The sequence below is a fragment of the Rhodococcus sp. S3 genome (assembly GCF_058211795.1).
Window position 1 is genome coordinate 3,191,875 of the sequence record NZ_CM177074.1, and the last position, 14,872, is coordinate 3,206,746.

Annotated in this window: 14 protein-coding genes; 5 read left to right on the plus strand and 9 right to left on the minus strand. The window is 69.1% G+C overall.

Going from position 1 to position 14,872, the window contains the following annotated elements; translation table 11 throughout:
* Positions 1-57 precede the first annotated feature (57 nt).
* From AC0LPE_RS14935 to AC0LPE_RS14950, 4 genes are all read left to right on the plus strand, one after another.
* Entirely contained in the window at positions 58-1,467 is a 1,410-nt protein-coding gene (locus AC0LPE_RS14935; RefSeq protein WP_490604756.1) for an amidase, read from the plus strand.
* Positions 1,458-2,033 (plus strand): TetR/AcrR family transcriptional regulator, encoded by a 576-nt coding sequence (locus AC0LPE_RS14940; RefSeq protein ID WP_490606356.1) that lies wholly within the window; start codon positions 1,458-1,460, stop codon positions 2,031-2,033. The genes AC0LPE_RS14935 and AC0LPE_RS14940 overlap by 10 nt, the downstream gene beginning before the upstream one ends.
* 259 nt (positions 2,034-2,292) lie before the next feature.
* The gene (locus AC0LPE_RS14945; protein WP_490604757.1) at positions 2,293-3,804 is read left to right on the plus strand and encodes a permease; all 1,512 of its coding nucleotides are present in this window, start codon (positions 2,293-2,295) and stop codon (positions 3,802-3,804) included.
* A gap of 41 nt (positions 3,805-3,845) precedes the next feature.
* Positions 3,846-4,493, plus strand: a complete 648-nt coding sequence (locus AC0LPE_RS14950) for a cysteine hydrolase family protein (protein WP_490606357.1) — start codon at positions 3,846-3,848, stop codon at positions 4,491-4,493.
* A gap of 10 nt (positions 4,494-4,503) precedes the next feature.
* Here the strand turns inward: AC0LPE_RS14950 and era are convergent, their stop codons facing one another.
* The 5 genes from era to AC0LPE_RS14975 form a co-directional block, all read right to left on the minus strand.
* Positions 4,504-5,421 (minus strand): GTPase Era, encoded by a 918-nt coding sequence (gene era, locus AC0LPE_RS14955; protein WP_024101353.1) that lies wholly within the window; start codon positions 5,419-5,421, stop codon positions 4,504-4,506.
* Positions 5,418-6,734, minus strand: coding sequence for a hemolysin family protein (locus AC0LPE_RS14960; RefSeq protein ID WP_088897220.1), 1,317 nt, complete (start codon positions 6,732-6,734; stop codon positions 5,418-5,420). The genes era and AC0LPE_RS14960 overlap by 4 nt, the downstream gene beginning before the upstream one ends.
* 58 nt (positions 6,735-6,792) lie before the next feature.
* Complete coding sequence (gene ybeY, locus AC0LPE_RS14965; RefSeq protein ID WP_006554478.1) at positions 6,793-7,335, minus strand: rRNA maturation RNase YbeY; 543 nt, start codon at positions 7,333-7,335, stop codon at positions 6,793-6,795.
* Between the two features lie 49 nt (positions 7,336-7,384).
* The gene (locus tag AC0LPE_RS14970; protein ID WP_016691337.1) at positions 7,385-8,446 is read right to left on the minus strand and encodes a PhoH family protein; all 1,062 of its coding nucleotides are present in this window, start codon (positions 8,444-8,446) and stop codon (positions 7,385-7,387) included.
* A gap of 103 nt (positions 8,447-8,549) precedes the next feature.
* Complete coding sequence (locus AC0LPE_RS14975; RefSeq protein WP_172414873.1) at positions 8,550-9,152, minus strand: TetR/AcrR family transcriptional regulator; 603 nt, start codon at positions 9,150-9,152, stop codon at positions 8,550-8,552.
* Positions 9,153-9,333: 181 nt separating this feature from the next.
* Between AC0LPE_RS14975 and AC0LPE_RS14980 the strand changes: the two genes are divergently transcribed.
* Entirely contained in the window at positions 9,334-10,947 is a 1,614-nt protein-coding gene (locus tag AC0LPE_RS14980) for an MFS transporter (RefSeq protein ID WP_490604758.1), read from the plus strand.
* On the opposite strand, the gene AC0LPE_RS14985 is transcribed toward AC0LPE_RS14980, so the two are convergent.
* The 4 genes from AC0LPE_RS14985 to hrcA form a co-directional block, all read right to left on the minus strand.
* A complete protein-coding gene (locus tag AC0LPE_RS14985) occupies positions 10,891-11,703 on the minus strand; it encodes an alpha/beta hydrolase family protein (protein WP_088897217.1) in 813 nt (270 codons plus the stop codon). The two genes, AC0LPE_RS14980 and AC0LPE_RS14985, sit on opposite strands and share 57 nt — an antisense overlap.
* A 140-nt stretch (positions 11,704-11,843) precedes the next feature.
* Positions 11,844-12,602 carry a 16S rRNA (uracil(1498)-N(3))-methyltransferase gene (locus AC0LPE_RS14990; protein WP_088897216.1) on the minus strand — a complete coding sequence of 253 codons (759 nt, stop codon included), beginning with the start codon at positions 12,600-12,602 and terminating at the stop codon, positions 11,844-11,846.
* A 9-nt stretch (positions 12,603-12,611) separates the two neighbouring features.
* Positions 12,612-13,763, minus strand: coding sequence for a molecular chaperone DnaJ (dnaJ, locus tag AC0LPE_RS14995; protein WP_088897215.1), 1,152 nt, complete (start codon positions 13,761-13,763; stop codon positions 12,612-12,614).
* A 48-nt stretch (positions 13,764-13,811) separates the two neighbouring features.
* Complete coding sequence (gene hrcA / locus AC0LPE_RS15000) at positions 13,812-14,855, minus strand: heat-inducible transcriptional repressor HrcA (RefSeq protein WP_490604759.1); 1,044 nt, start codon at positions 14,853-14,855, stop codon at positions 13,812-13,814.
* Positions 14,856-14,872: the final 17 nt, after the last annotated feature.

The following is a 14,872-nucleotide window of genomic DNA, read 5'->3' on the forward strand; positions in this document are numbered from 1 at the left end:
GACTCGACACCCAGAACTGGAACGCGTTATTGTTCGTTCGAACGAACGGGGGAACGAATGGACGCTCGAACCGACCTGCGCGACCTGAAGGCGACCGTCGAGGCGCTCGACCGCGGCGAGACCACCTCCACGGATCTCGTCCGTGCGAGCCTCGACCGGATCGACGAGTCGCAACCGCACCTGAACGCCTTCCGCCTCGTGCGCCGCACGGCCGCACTCGACGAGGCCCGCGAGGCCGACCGGCGCCGCGCGAACGGCGAGCGTCTCCCCCTGCTGGGCGTCCCCATCGCGATCAAGGACGACACCGACATCGTCGGCGAGACGACGATGTTCGGCTGCGCCGGCACCTTCACCCCGAAGGACACCGACGCCGAGGTCGTGCGCCGTCTACGAGCCGCCGGCGCGGTGATCGTCGGCAAGACGCACTCCCCCGAACTCGGCCAGTGGCCGCTCACCGGCGGCGACGCCTTCGGGCACACCCGCAGCGCGTGGTCGCGCGACCACACCCCCGGCGGCTCGTCGGGTGGCAGTGCCGCGGCGGTCGCCGCGGGCCTCGTGCCGGCCGCCCTGGGATCCGACGGCGCCGGATCGGTCCGCATCCCCGCCTCGTGGTCCAATCTCGTCGGCATCAAGCCGCAACGCGGCCGGATCTCCATGTGGCCCGACGCCGAATCCTTCAACGGACTCACCACACACGGCCCGCTCGCCCGCACGGTCGCCGACGCGGCCCTGCTCCTCGACGTCGTGTCCGGAAACCACCCCGGCGACCGGCACAGGTGCGCGCCGCTCACCGTCTCCGACGCTGTGGGACGAGATCCCGGCAGGCTGAACATCGCTCTGTCGCTGAAGATTCCGTTCACCGCGACACCCACCCGCCTCGACGCCCGCGTCCGCACCCGTATCGCCGCACTCGCCGCCGTGCTGCGCGATCTCGGCCACGAGGTGACCCTCGCCGACCCCGACTACGGAACGACGTTCGGCCTCGCCTTCCTCCCGCGATCCATGGCCGGTATCGAGGACTGGCTGTACCGCCTGCCCGACCCGTCCCTCGCCGACGTCCGCACCCGCGCCAACGCCCGCACCGGCCGGTACCTGCACGGCTATCCGTTGCGGGCGGCGCGCGCGATCGAACCGCGCCTGCACCGTCGGGTCGGCCGCATCTTCGACCGGTTCGACGTCGTGCTCGCCCCCACCACCGCCACCCCGCCGCTACCGGTGACGGCGATCGACGGCATCGGCGGCTGGGCGACCGACAAGGTCATCACCGGTGCATGCCCCTACGCGTGGCCGTGGAACGTGCTGGGCTGGCCCGCGATCAACGTCCCCGCGGGATTCACCGACGAGCGACTTCCGGTGGGAGCCCAGCTGCTCGGCCCGGAGAACTCCGAACCGCTGCTGGTGTCCCTCGCCTCCCAACTCGAGTCGGTGCTGCGCTGGCACGAACACACCCCGGAGCACTGGTGGTGACCACACGCGACGACGCCCGCTCGCGGATCGTCCACGCCACCCTGCATCTCGTCGGCACAGACGGGATCGCCGGAGTGACCAACCGGCGCATCGCAGCGCGCGCCGAGGTCTCGCTCGGGTCGATCACCTACCACTTCCCCACCCAGGCCGACCTGCTGCGCGCCGCGCTCGAGTTCTTCGTCGACGAGGAGACCGAGCGGCTGCGAGAACTCGCCGAGCAGTATCGATCCCGTGCCCTGTCGCTGACCGAGGCCGCCGAGCTCACCGAACGCGTCGCCCACGACCTGACCTTCACGGCCGAACGCATCGCCCCCTTCGAGCTGTACGTGCAGGCGGGGCGCGACGAGGAACTGCGGCGGGTCGCCGAACGCTGCTGGCGTGCCTACGACGCGTTGACCGTCTCGATCCTCTCCGCCCTGGGGGTGCCGGAACCGGAGACGATCGCCCCGACGGTCGTCGCGACCATCACCGGGTTGCAACTGCGCCGCCTGTCGACGGGTACGGAACCGGATCTGTCGGAGGCCGTTCTGCTGTTGCTGCACGGCGCGGCGGCCACGCGTCACTGAGTTCCGCTCGGTCGCCCGCCCGGCGTGACGATGCGTTCACATCCGCGTCCCCGACGAAACACCACCGTCACGAATTGTGCACTGTGCACAGTTCTTTCCTGTCCCGAGTGGTCTGTCGGCCGATTGCCGAGACCTGTCCGACTCTTCAAGATCGACATGTTCCGGCCGCCGACGGCGGTGCCGCCCATCGATGTCGCGGCGCCCTTCGATCCGTCCACGGTCGTCACCCGCCGCATGTTCACACGTCGAGGAGTCTCCCGTGACCGTCGCGCACATCGTCTTCCTGCTCGGACTGGTCGGCCTGATCGTCGCCATGGCCCTGCGCAAGAACGTCCTGATCCCGGCCGTCGTCGCCACTTTCGCCACCGCCCTCGCCTACGACGGCAACGTCGCCTCCGCCGTCATGGCGGTCTTCCGCGCCACCCTCACCGCCGGCGGAGCGCTCTTCGAGATCTTCGTCGTCATCGCCGCCGTGACATCGATGCTTGCGGCGATGCGCACCATCGGCGCCGACGAACTCATGGTGCGCCCCTTCGGCCGCTGGATGATCAACGGCCGCGTCGCCTATGTCGTGCTGTTCGTCGTCACCTACCTGTTGTCGCTGTTCTTCTGGCCCACACCCGCTCTCGCACTCATCGGTGCCGTGCTGCTCCCGGCGGCGATCAAGGCCGGGCTGCCGCCGCTCGGCGCCGCGCTCGCCCTCGCGATCTCCGGGCAGGGCATGGCACTCGCCTCCGACTACGTCATCGGTCTCGCACCGTCGATCTCGGCGAGCGGCGCAGGTGTGCCGGCCGACGACATCGCCGACCGCGCACTGGTGTTGTCCCTCATCGTGGGTCTGACCGCGGCCGTGCTCGCGTGGTTCCTCACCATCCGCAAGGAGATCGTGCGCCACTCCGCGGATCTCGTGTCTGCGACGGACGATCCGGGCACGGGTGGCTCCGTCTCCGGACGTCCGGCACTGCACCCGAACGGGGACCTCCCGACCCCCGAGAACGATCACACCGCACCGGTGGGCACGGTGGCCGACATCGACCTGCCCGGAACTCTCACACCGGTCCTCACGCGCCCCACCCGGGCACGCGCCTGGGCGATCGGGGTTCCCGCGACCTTCGGTCTGGTACTCGTCTACATGATGCTGGGGCGCTTCACCGATCTCGTGCCGTGGTCGGACGGCGCCGGCGCCTCGCTCGTCGGCGGCACCGCACTGGTCCTCATGGCCGCCGTGACCCTGACGACGCGTCCGGCCGACGCCCTCGAACACTGCGCCACCCATTTCGTCGACGGCCTGGTGTATGCGTTCAAGGCCATGGGAATCATCCTGCCGGTGGCCGGATTCGTGTACCTCGGCATCCCCGACTACTCCGGTTCGATCCTCGGACTCGAGGACGGCACCGGACCGGCCTTCCTGTTCGACACCGTCGAGAGCATCCAGACCTACATCCCCGACAACGGCCTCTTCGCCGCGTTCAGCATGCTCCTCATCGGCATGCTCATCGGCCTGGACGGCTCCGGCTGGGCAGGTCTGCCACTCACCGGTGGTATCGCCGCCGCGCTCGCCGCGCAGGCCGGTATGGACACCGCGACGCTCGCTGCCCTCGCGCAGAACGCCGCGACCTGGACCGGCGGCGGCACCCTCGTCATCTGGTCGTCGCTGATCGTGGTCGCGGGCTTCTGCCGTGTCCCGGTCGGAGATCTCGTGCGACGACTCGCGATCCCGGTGGTGAGCGGACTGCTCGTCGCCGCCGTCGCCGCGGTGGTGATCTGGTGACCACCGCATCCGTACCGAACACCTTCGAGGCGAGGATCCCCGTGGACGAATCCGGTTTCCGCTACGACCCGCGACGCTGCGCCCTGGTCGTCGTCGACATGCAGAACGACTTCTGTTCCCCCGAGGGCGCTCTCGCCGGCTGCGGCTTCGATGTCTCCGCCGCCGTCGCCATGACACCGCGGCTGGCGGAACTGATCGACCGCGCCCGCCGCAGGGACGTGCCCGTCGTGTGGGTTCGCACGGAGCACGACGAGACCACGGACACGCCGCAGTGGCTGGGCCGCGTCGGCACCGGTCCCGGCACCGCGCGGACCGGTCTGACCTGCCGGCCCGGTACTCCCGGGGCGGACTTCTACGGGGTTCGTCCGGAGGCGGGAGAACCGGTGATCGTCAAACATCGCTTCAGCGCGTTCGTCGGCACCGACCTCGACAGCGTCCTGCGGGCACGGGGTATCGAATCGTTGTTGTTCACCGGTGTCGCCACCGAGATCTGCGTCGAATCGAGCCTGCGCAGCGGGCTGTTCCACGAATACTGGGTCTCGCTCGTCGAGGACTGCACCGCGTCCTACAGTCCCGCGGCGCACGCCGCCTCGGTCGCGGTGGTCGCGCAGAACTTCGGGACCGTGGTGACCGCAGACGACCTCGCGTCGATGTGGGTCGCCCGGCCGATCACCGCGTCCACCCCGTAGGGGCTCGGCGTCAGAATCCCAGACGGCCCAGCTGTTTGGGATCTCGCTGCCAGTCCTTCGCGACCTTCACGTGCAGGTCGAGGTAGATCTTCACGCCGAGGAGCTTCTCGATCTGGGTGCGTGCGGCGGTGCCCACCTCGCGCAGCCGCGCACCCCCCTTGCCGATGACGATGCCCTTCTGGCTCGGCCGCTCGACGTAGAGCAGGGCGTGCACGTCGAGCATCTCGCCCTGCTTCTCGGTGCGACCCTCACGTTCGGTGATCTCCTCGATCACAACGGCGAGCGAGTGGGGCAGCTCGTCGCCGAGACCTTCGAGGGCGGCCTCGCGGATGAGCTCGGCCATCAGGGTCTCCTCCGGCTCGTCGGTGAGCTCGCCGTCGGGATAGAAGGCCGGTCCGGGCTCCATGTGCGAGACGAGGACGTCGACGAGGACCTCGACCTGCTCACCCGAGGCCGCGGAGACCGGCACGACCTCGCAGTTCTCGCCGAGGAGTTTCGACACGGCGAGCAACTGCGCGGCGACCTGCTGTTTGCCCACCTTGTCGATCTTCGTGACGATGCCGATGACCGGGGTCTTCGGCGCCATGTGGCGCACCTGCTCGAGGATCCAGCGGTCGCCGGGGCCGATCTTCTCGTCGGCGGGGAAGCACATGCCGATCGCGTCGACCTCGGAGTAGGTGTCCTGCACCAGATCGTTCAGCCGCTGGCCGAGCAGGGTGCGCGGGCGGTGCAGTCCCGGGGTGTCCACCAGGATGAGCTGGGCGTTGTCGCGGTGGACGATGCCGCGGATGGTGTGACGGGTGGTCTGCGGGCGCGACGAGGTGATCGCGATCTTGCTGCCGACGAGTGCATTCGTGAGCGTCGACTTCCCGGTGTTGGGCCGGCCGACGAAACAGATGAAGCCGGAACGGAAGTCGGTGTCGGTCATGCATGCTCCTCGGTGGTGGCCGTATCGGTATCGGTGGGTTCTTCTTCGGGTGTGGCGCGCTGCACGAAGACGGTGCTCACACGCACCCGTCCGCGGACGTCCGGTCCGCCCTCGCCGCGGAGCAGCAGGCCGTGGGTCCGTACCTCCGCACCCGGCAGCGGAACTCGGCCGAGTTCGTAACCGAGGAGTCCGCCGACGGTGTCGACCTCGTCGTCCTCGATGTCGATGTCGAACAGTTCGCCGAGGTCCTCGACGGCAAGTCGCGCGGAGACCCGGTAGGTGTCGTCGCCGAGGTCCTCGACGTCGGGGATCTCCCCGGTGTCGTACTCGTCGGCGATCTCACCGACGATCTCCTCGATGACGTCCTCGATCGTCACGAGACCGGCGATGCCGCCGTATTCGTCGACGAGGACCGCCATGTGGTTGCGGTCGCGTTGCATGTCGGCGAGCAGGTCGTCGAGGCGCTTCGAATCCGGCACGAAGACCGCCGGTCGCATGACGTCGGCGACGGAGACGCTGCGTCCGCCGTCGCGGTGGTAGTAGGTCTGCTGGACGAGGTCCTTGAGGTAGACGACTCCGCGGATGTCGTCGACGTTCTCGCCGATCACCGGGATCCGGGAGTGCCCGCTGCGCACGGCGAGCGAGGTGGCCTGACCGGCGGTCTTGGTCTCCTCGATCCACACCATCTCGGGGCGCGGGACCATGATCTCGCGGGCGGTGGTGTCGCCGAAATCGAACACCGACTGGATCATCCGGCGTTCCTCGTCGGCCACGACCCCGCTCTCCTGAGCGAGGTCGACCAGTTCGCGCAGTTCGATCTCGTTGGAGAACGGGCCGTTCCGGAAACCGCGACCGGGCGTGACGGCATTGCCGACGCTGATGAGGATGCGGCTGATCGGACCGAGCAGGACACCGAGGATCCGCAGCGGTCCGGTGGCGGCGAGCGCGATCGGATACGCGTGCTGGCGTCCGAGCGTGCGCGGACCGACACCGATCACGACGTAGTCGACGATCACCATCACCGCAGCGCCCACGACGAGCGCCCACGTGCGGTCGAGCACGGCGAGCAACGCACCGACGAGCACGACGGTGGCGGTGATCTCGCAGAGGATGCGCAGCAGCACCGTCAGATTGACGTAGCGGGGCCGGTCGTCGAGCAGACCGAGCAGGCGGCGCGCACTGGGCCGGCCCTCTTTCGCGAGTTCCTCGGCGCGCGCCGCGGATACCGTGTTGAGCGCGGAATCGACTGCGGCGAACAGGCCGCCGAGCACCACCAGGACGACCGCCAGGACGACGAGGGGCACGGTACTCACGCGATCGTCACTCCCTCGATCGGTGTCGTCCGATCACGATGGCTCGTACTGTCGCCGCTCATGATTCGGGGGTGTCGACGAAACCGGCCTTGCCCAGCAACTTCCGGTCGCGGGCGGCGAGACGCGCCTCGTGCTCGGCGCGACGGATCTCCTCGTACCACTCGGCGAGGAGCTGGTTCTGCAGGCCGAACATCTCCTTCTCCTCCTCCGGTTCGGCGTGGTCGTAGCCGAGGAGGTGGAGCATGCCGTGCACGGTGAGCAGGGCGAGTTCGTGGGCGACCGGGTGACCGGCCTTCGCGGCCTGGTCGGCGGCGAACTGCGGACACAGCACGATGTCGCCGAGCATCGACGGTCCCGGTTCGGGAGCGTCGGGACGCCCGCCGGGTTCGAGTTCGTCCATGGGGAACGACATCACGTCGGTGGGGCCGGGCAGGTCCATCCACCGAACGTGCAGATCGGCCATGGTGTCGAGATCCACGAGCACCATCGACAACTCCGCTGCCGGATGCACATCCATCCGGGCGATCACGAAGCGGGCGACGTCGAGGAGTTCCTCCTCCGAGACGTCCATTCCCGATTCGTTCGAGATCTCGATGCTCATGACTGGAGTTCCTTCTGCACGACGGTATTCGGTTGATCTACAAGGGCGTTCATCGACGCTGCACCCGCTGCGCGCGACGCTGGGCGCGGTTGCCGGGGATCCCGTCGCCGTCGCGGGTGGTGGCCTCGAAACGGCTGTAGGCGTCGACGATGTCGGAGACGAGCCGGTGCCGCACGACGTCGCTGCTGTCGAGTCGCGCGATGTGGATGTCGTCGATGCCGTCGAGGATCTCGGTGGCGGCGGCGAGACCCGAACGGGCACCGCCGGGCAGGTCGATCTGCGTGATGTCGCCCGTCACGACAATCTTGGAGCCGAAGCCCAGGCGCGTGAGGAACATCTTCATCTGCTCGGCGGTGGTGTTCTGCGCCTCGTCGAGGATGATGAAGGCATCGTTCAGGGTGCGGCCACGCATGTACGCCAGGGGCGCGACCTCGATGACCCCGGCCTGCATGAGCTTCGGGATCGCCTCGGGATCCATCATGTCGTGCAGCGCGTCGTGCAGCGGCCGCAGATACGGGTCGATCTTCTCGTGCAGGGTGCCCGGCAGGAAGCCGAGCCGCTCCCCCGCCTCGACGGCGGGACGCGTGAGGATGATGCGGTTGACCTGCTTGGTCTGCAGCGCCTGCACGGCCTTCGCCATGGCGAGATAGGTCTTGCCCGTACCGGCCGGTCCGACACCGAAGACGATGGTGTGGGCGTCGATGGCGTCGACGTACCGCTTCTGGTTCAGGGTCTTGGGCCGGATCGTCTTCCCGCGCCGCGACAGGATGTCGAGACTGAGAACGTCGGCCGGCGACTCGGAGAGCCCCTGGGTGAGCATGCCCACGGTGCGACGCACGGCGTCGGGGGCGAGCGATTGTCCGCGACGGACGATGGTGACGAGCTCGGCGAGCGCACGTTCGGCGAGAGCGACGTCGGCGGGCGCTCCGGTCAGCGTGACGGTGTTGCCCCGCACGTGGATATCCGCCGCCAGGAGGGCTTCGAGGGCGATCAGATTCTCGTCCGCGGCTCCGAGCAGGGGCGCTGCGGCCTCCGAGGGGAGGTCGAGGCTCGATTTGACCGTGGTCGGTTCGAATTCGGCGGGCTCGTGGGGTCGGTCTGGTTCACTCACGTGGACGGTACGTCCTGCTTTCGGTTCGGCTCCTGCACGACGGTCGTCGTGTTCGTGCCAGTCTAGCGCCGGACGGGGCGTACCCCTCCCGCAACAGCGAGTTTCAGCGGGGTTCGGTTCCGCCGTCGCCCGAGCCGGCCTCCACGAGCCACCGTCGTGCCTCGGCGAGGATCCCGGGCGCTCGGTCGGGTGAGACCCCGGCGAGCACGAGGTTGCCCAGGACGATGGTGTCGCCGGAATCGTCGACCAGCCCGAGATTGGCCTGCTCGAGGGTGGCCATCGTCAGGCCTTCCATCATCCCCACGAGCACGGGCGCCGGAAGATAGTCGGAGAGCTGGCCCTGCGCGAGGCCGCGTTCGACGTGCCCGAGGACACGCGAGCGCACCGGGGAGACGAGTTCGGCGATGCGCTGTTCTCCCATCTCCTTGCGCGCGAACGAGAGCAGCACGCGGTAGCGGTCGCCGATGGGCCAGGTCCGCAGCGCCACGACCGCGAGCGCGACGGCGGGATCGTCCGGTTCGGGATGGTCGAGAGCCTCGGCGAGCGCGGTGGAGGCATCGTCGACGATCCCCTCGACGAGGGCTTCCCGATTGGGGAAGTGCGCGTAGACGGTGCGCCGGACGACACCCGCGGCCTTGGCGACATCGTCCATGCTCGCGTCGGAGTCGGCCGCAAAGCACATCACCGCAGCGTCGAGTATGCGCATGCGGTTCGCATTGAATCGGGTTCGCGGTCGTGTGACCGGGTTCTCCACGTTCTCGCCCTCTTCCGCCGACTGTGATCTGTCTTTCATTTTAGTTGCACACGGATGTGCAGCTGCGTAACTTGCACACCACCGTGTAGATCGGGGCTCCGGTCCCGGCCCGTGTCGCACCCGAGGAGAACCCATGACCACTGCCGTCACCCCCGCAGGAGGGACTGCAGCGAAGGAACCCTACCGGCTGCGCTGGGTAGGACTGACGGTGCTGTGCCTGAGTCTGCTCATCGTCGTGATGGCCAACACCTCGCTCATCGTCGCCGCCCCCGGCATGCTGCGCGACCTGCAGCTCACCAGCGCCGACATGCAGTGGATCATCGACGGCTACACCGTCCCCTACGCCGCGCTGATGCTGCTGTTCGGCGTGCTCGGCGACCGGTACGGGCGACGCCGCGCGTTGCTGGCCGGTCTGGTCGCCTTCGCCGCCGGCGCGGTCTACGGATCGTTCGCCGACAGCGCCGGCGACGTGATCGTCGCGCGCATCGTCATGGGGGTGGGCGCCGCCGTGATCATGCCCGCGACACTGTCGCTGCTCGTCGCGATGTTCCCCGTGCACGAGCGTGCCCGTGCGATCGCGGCCTGGGCAGCCACGTCCGGACTCGCCATCGCACTCGGTCCCCTGCTCGCCGGATGGCTCCTCGAATCGAACTCGTGGGGTTCGACCTTCCTCATCAACGTGCCGATCGCGGCGTTCGCGGCGATCGCGGCCCTGATCCTCGTGCCGGCCTCGAAGGCGGACGATCTCACCCGCACCGACTGGGTCGGCGGCGCCCTGTCCGTCGCCGCTCTCGGCGGAATCGTCTACGCGATCATCGAGGGGTTCCACTTCGGTTGGGGCACCGGGGTGATCGCCACCTCGATCGGCTCGGTGATCGCCGCGGTTCTCTTCGTGGTGTGGGAACTTCGCCACCCCCGGCCGCTGCTGGATGTGCGCCGGGTCGCGGACCGGACCGTCGGCGGCGCCTGCCTGTCGGTGCTGCTGCTGTTCCTCGTCGCCTTCGGGGCCATCTACTTCGTCGCGCAGCAGTTCCAGTTCGTGCTCGGTTACGGCCCGCTCGAGACCGGCCTGCGTCTGCTTCCTCTCGCGGTGACGGTCTCGCTCGGTGCGGCGCTGAGCGGCCGGCTCGCACCCCGACTCGATGCGCGGATCCTCGTGGGCGCGGGCATGGTCGCCGCCGCGGTGGGCATCCTCACCCTGACCGTCACGGACGGCGCCTCCGACTTCACGCCGCTCCTGATCTCGTTGCTGCTGCTGGGCTTGGGCATCGGTCTGGCCACGCCCCCGTCCACCGACCTGATCATGGGCGGTTTCCCCGACTCGGATCTCGGAGCTGCGGGCGGATTGAACGACACCGCAGTGGAATTCGGTGGTTCGCTGGGCATCGCCGTGCTCGGTTCGATCCTCGCGACCACCTATCACCGCGAGATCTCCGGCTTCCTCGACGGATTGCCGCTCGCGGATCTGACGGGCCCGATGGCCGATCAGGCCGCGATGGCGATCGAGGCGGCCGGCGATTCGGTGGGCGGGGCGGCGATCGTCGCGGAGGAACTCGCGGCGAACCCCTTCGCGGCGTCCTACGCACAACCGCTGCTCGACGCGTCGTCCGCAGCGTTCGCCCAAGCGATCTCGTCCGCGAGCCTCGTCGCCGGCATCGTCCTGCTCGTCGGCGCCGCGGCCGTCACCGCGCTACTCCCCCGCGGACTCCACACGCGCACCCGCAGCGAGGCCGAGATCGGCCACTGACCGCGCGGTGAGCAGGTCGAGCGACCGCTCCCAGGCACGGGTGGTCCGGTTCAGGAAGGCGACGTGGTCCTCGCCGTCGAACAGTTCCAGCGACACCGGATCCCCCGCCGCGTCGGCCGCGTCGACGTAACGATGCGCGACACTCACCGGCACCTGCTCGTCGGCGGTGCCGTGCAGCACCGCGACCGGCACACCGATCGGCGGCCGGTGCATCGGTGAGGCCGACCGGTAACGCTCGGGCGCATCCGCGTAGGACGCACCGAAGAGCGCCTCGAACGCCTCCACGCGACGACCACGTTCCCCGGCGGTGACGAGATCGAGCGCACCCGCCTGCGAGACCACGAATTCCGGTCGCACCGACGTGCTCTCACCCGCGAGCCACACAGCCAGCTGGCCTCCCGCCGAATGACCGACGAGGCGCACACGGTCGGGATCGACCTCGACACCGCCACGCTGCGCGTGCGGAACGACCTCGGTGAAGATCGTCTCGTACGCCGCGACCACATCGGCGGACATCTCGTCCCACGCGCCCCCGGCCTCGAGGCGTCGGTACTCGACGTTCCACGCCACCACACCGCGACGCGCGAGTTCCACCGACAGCGCCGTGCCGAGGGTGAGCTGGTAGCGGCCGTGCCACGAACCGCCGTGGACGACCATGACGACGGGAACGGGCCCCATCACCGTCTCGGGGTCGGGCAGGAAGACGTGCCCGAACTGCTGCGAGTGGGTGCCGTAGGCGATCTTCGTACGAGCCAAGAGAAATCCTTCGGTACGTATGGTCGGGACCCGCCAGCGGTCCCTCAGTACATGGTCGGGACCCGCAAGCGGTCCCTCAGTACATGGTCGGGACCCGCAAGCGGTCCCTCAGTACATGGTCGGGACCCGCAAGCGGTCCCTCAGTGCAACGGCCTGGTCCGCCACCGGTCGGTCAACACACCGATCGCGCCGAGTGCCACGGCCGCCGCGGTCGAGGTGCGCAGCACCGTGGGACCGAGACCGACGGCCACCGCGCCCGCGTCGACGAGCGCCTCGACCTCCGCGTCGTCGAGTCCGCCTTCGGGACCGACGATCAGCGTCAGCGAATCGGCATCGCGCACCGGCAGATCGGCGAAGGGGATGGTGGCGGATTCGTGGAGCACCGCGACGACCTCGCCGCGCTCGACGGCCGACCGGACCCGGGCGACGACCTCGGGTGTGCGGTGCAACCCGGCGACCGTCGGCACGTGCGCGCGCCGCGACTGCTTCGCCGCGGACGTCGCGACCGCCTGCCACTTGGCAACACCCTTGACCGCTTTGGCATCCCACCGGGCGACGCAGCGCGCCGACTGCCACGGCACGAACTCGTCGGCGCCGGCCTCGGTGGCCAGTTCGACGGCGAGTTCGGACCGATCGGATTTCGGCAGCGCCTGCACGACGGTCACGCTCGGACGCGGCGGGTCGACGACGCGACGACCGAGCACGAGCGCTTCGAGCCGGTCCTTCGCCACCGCCGTGACCTCGACGTCGGCGACTTCACCGGCACCGTCGGACAACACGAGCCGCTCGCCGACCGCGATGCGGCGCACCGTGGCGGCGTGCCGGCCCTCCTTGCCGTCGAGCACGGCCGTCCGCCCCTCGTCGGGCAGCGGATCGAGGTAGAACAGTGTCGCGGCCACCCGACCGACCTAGCGGGCGCTGAACGCGTCGCGCAGGCGCGAGAACAGGCCGCCGGTGTTCTGCGAACCCGTGGTCACGACCTCGACGTGCTCCCGGTCGCTGTGCCGGCGCAAGTCCTCGAGCAGCTTCGTCTGCTTGTGATCGAGCTTGCTCGGCACCACGACCTCGAGATGCGCGTGCAGGTCGCCGCGCGTACCCGAGCGCAGTTTCGGCATGCCGTGGCCGCGCAGCACCGAGATCGAACCGGGCTGGGTACCGGGATCGATGGTGATCTCGGTGGGTCCGTCGAGGATGGTCTCGACCGTCACCTTGGTGCCGAGCGCAGCGTCGACCATGGGCACGCGGATGGTGCAGTGCAGGTCGTCGCCGTCGCGCACGAAGACCTCGTGCTGCTGTTCGAGCACCTCGACGTAGAGATCGCCGGCAGGACCGCCGCCGGGACCGACCTCGCCCTGGGCAGCAAGGCGGATGCGCATCCCGTTGCCGACACCGGCGGGCACCTTGACGGTGATCTCGCGGCGGGCACGCACGCGGCCGTCGCCGCCGCACTTGCGGCAGGGATCCGGGATCGTCTCGCCGACACCGCGACAGGTGGGGCACGGCCGGGAGGTCATGACCTGGCCGAGGAAGGAACGCTGGACGGACTGGACCTCGCCGGCACCGCCGCAGGTCTCGCAGCGCACGGGCTTCGAGTCGCCGTGGGTGCCGGAACCGGTGCACGCGTCGCACAGGATCGCGGTGTCGACCGTGACCGTCTTGGTGACGCCGCGAGCGCATTCCTCGAGGGTCAGGCGGGTGCGGAGCAGCGAGTCGGCGCCGGGCTGGACGCGGCCGCGCGGACCGCGGGAACCGCCGGCGCCGCCACCGAAGAACGCCTCGAAGACGTCGCCGAGGCCGCCACCGAAGCCGGCACCGCCGAAGCCGCCTGCACCGCCGCCACCGGGTTCGAGCGGGTCGCCGCCGAGGTCGACGATGCGTCGCTTCTCGGGATCCGACAACACTTCGTAGGCGGCCGAGATCTCCTGGAAACGCTTCTGCGCCGACTCGTCGGGGTTCACATCCGGGTGGTGCTCGCGCGCCAACTTGCGGTACGCCCGTTTGATCTCCTGGTCGGTCGCGTTCTTGGACACGCCGAGCGTCCCGTAGTAGTCCCGTGCCACGTTTGGTTCTCGTCCTTACGTCGTTCTACAGAGCAAAATGGACGGTGCTCAGCGTTCGCCGAGCACCTCACCGATATATCTCGCAACGGTGGCGACCGATGCGATGGTTCCCGGATAGTCCATCCGGGTGGGGCCGAGCACCCCCAGACCACCGAAGACCGTACCCGCGGCCCCGTAACCGGTGGACACGACCGAGGTGGTGCGCATCTCCTCGAACTGGGTCTCCTCACCGATGCGGACGGTGACCCGGCCGGCGTCCTGGCTGGACGCGAGCAGTTTGAGCACCACGACCTGCTCCTCGAGGGCTTCGAGGACCGTGCGCAACGAACCCGGCACTATCCCGTGGCCGTCGAAGTCGGCGGCGTTACGGGTGAGATTGGCGGTGCCTCCGAGCACGAGACGCTCCTCGGGGTGCTCGACGAGGGTCTCCACCAGCACGGTGGTGCACCGGATGAGCGCGTCGCGCAGATCGTCCGGTGCGTTGTCGGCGAGCTCGGTGACCGCGACGGAAGCCGCGGCGAGCCGCTTGCCGGTCAATGCCCCACCGAGCAGCTCACGCAGCCGCGACAGGGCGTCCTCGTCGATCACGTCGCCGAGTTCGACGATGCGCTGATCGACGCGGCCCGAGTCGGTGATGAGCACGAGCAGCAGCCGCGCCGGCGTCAGCCCGACCACCTCGAGATGTCGCACGGACGACGCCGAGAGCGTCGGGTACTGCACGACCGCGACCTGGCGGGTGAGCTGCGCGAGCAACCGCACCGCGCGGCGCAGCACGTCGTCCAGGTCGACGCCCGATTCGAGGAACTGCAGGATCGCGCGGCGCTCGGCCGACGAGAGCGGTTTGACCTCCGCGATCCTGTCGACGAACTGGCGGTAGCCCTTGTCGGTGGGCACGCGTCCCGAGCTCGTGTGGGTCTGTGTGATGTATCCCTCTGCTTCGAGCACAGCCATGTCGTTACGGACCGTGGCGCTGGACACACCGAGGTTGTGCCGGTCGACGAGAGTCTTGGAGCCGATCGGCTCCTTGGTGGACACGTAATCCGCCACGATGGCGCGCAAGACCTTGAATCTCCGCTCCTCGGTACTCGACAACCCGCCACCTCCGTTTC

What these genes read in the sequence shown, in the direction of transcription:
- AC0LPE_RS14980 (WP_490604758.1), top strand. Translation starts at nt 9,334, where the DNA reads ATGACCACTGCCGTCACCCCCGCAGGAGGGACTGCAGCGAAGGAACCC.
- era (WP_024101353.1), bottom strand. Translation starts at nt 5,421, where the DNA reads ATGACCGACACCGACTTCCGTTCCGGCTTCATCTGTTTCGTCGGCCGG.
- ybeY (WP_006554478.1), bottom strand. Translation starts at nt 7,335, where the DNA reads ATGAGCATCGAGATCTCGAACGAATCGGGAATGGACGTCTCGGAGGAG.
- AC0LPE_RS14935 (WP_490604756.1), top strand. Translation starts at nt 58, where the DNA reads ATGGACGCTCGAACCGACCTGCGCGACCTGAAGGCGACCGTCGAGGCG.
- AC0LPE_RS14975 (WP_172414873.1), bottom strand. Translation starts at nt 9,152, where the DNA reads ATGCGCATACTCGACGCTGCGGTGATGTGCTTTGCGGCCGACTCCGAC.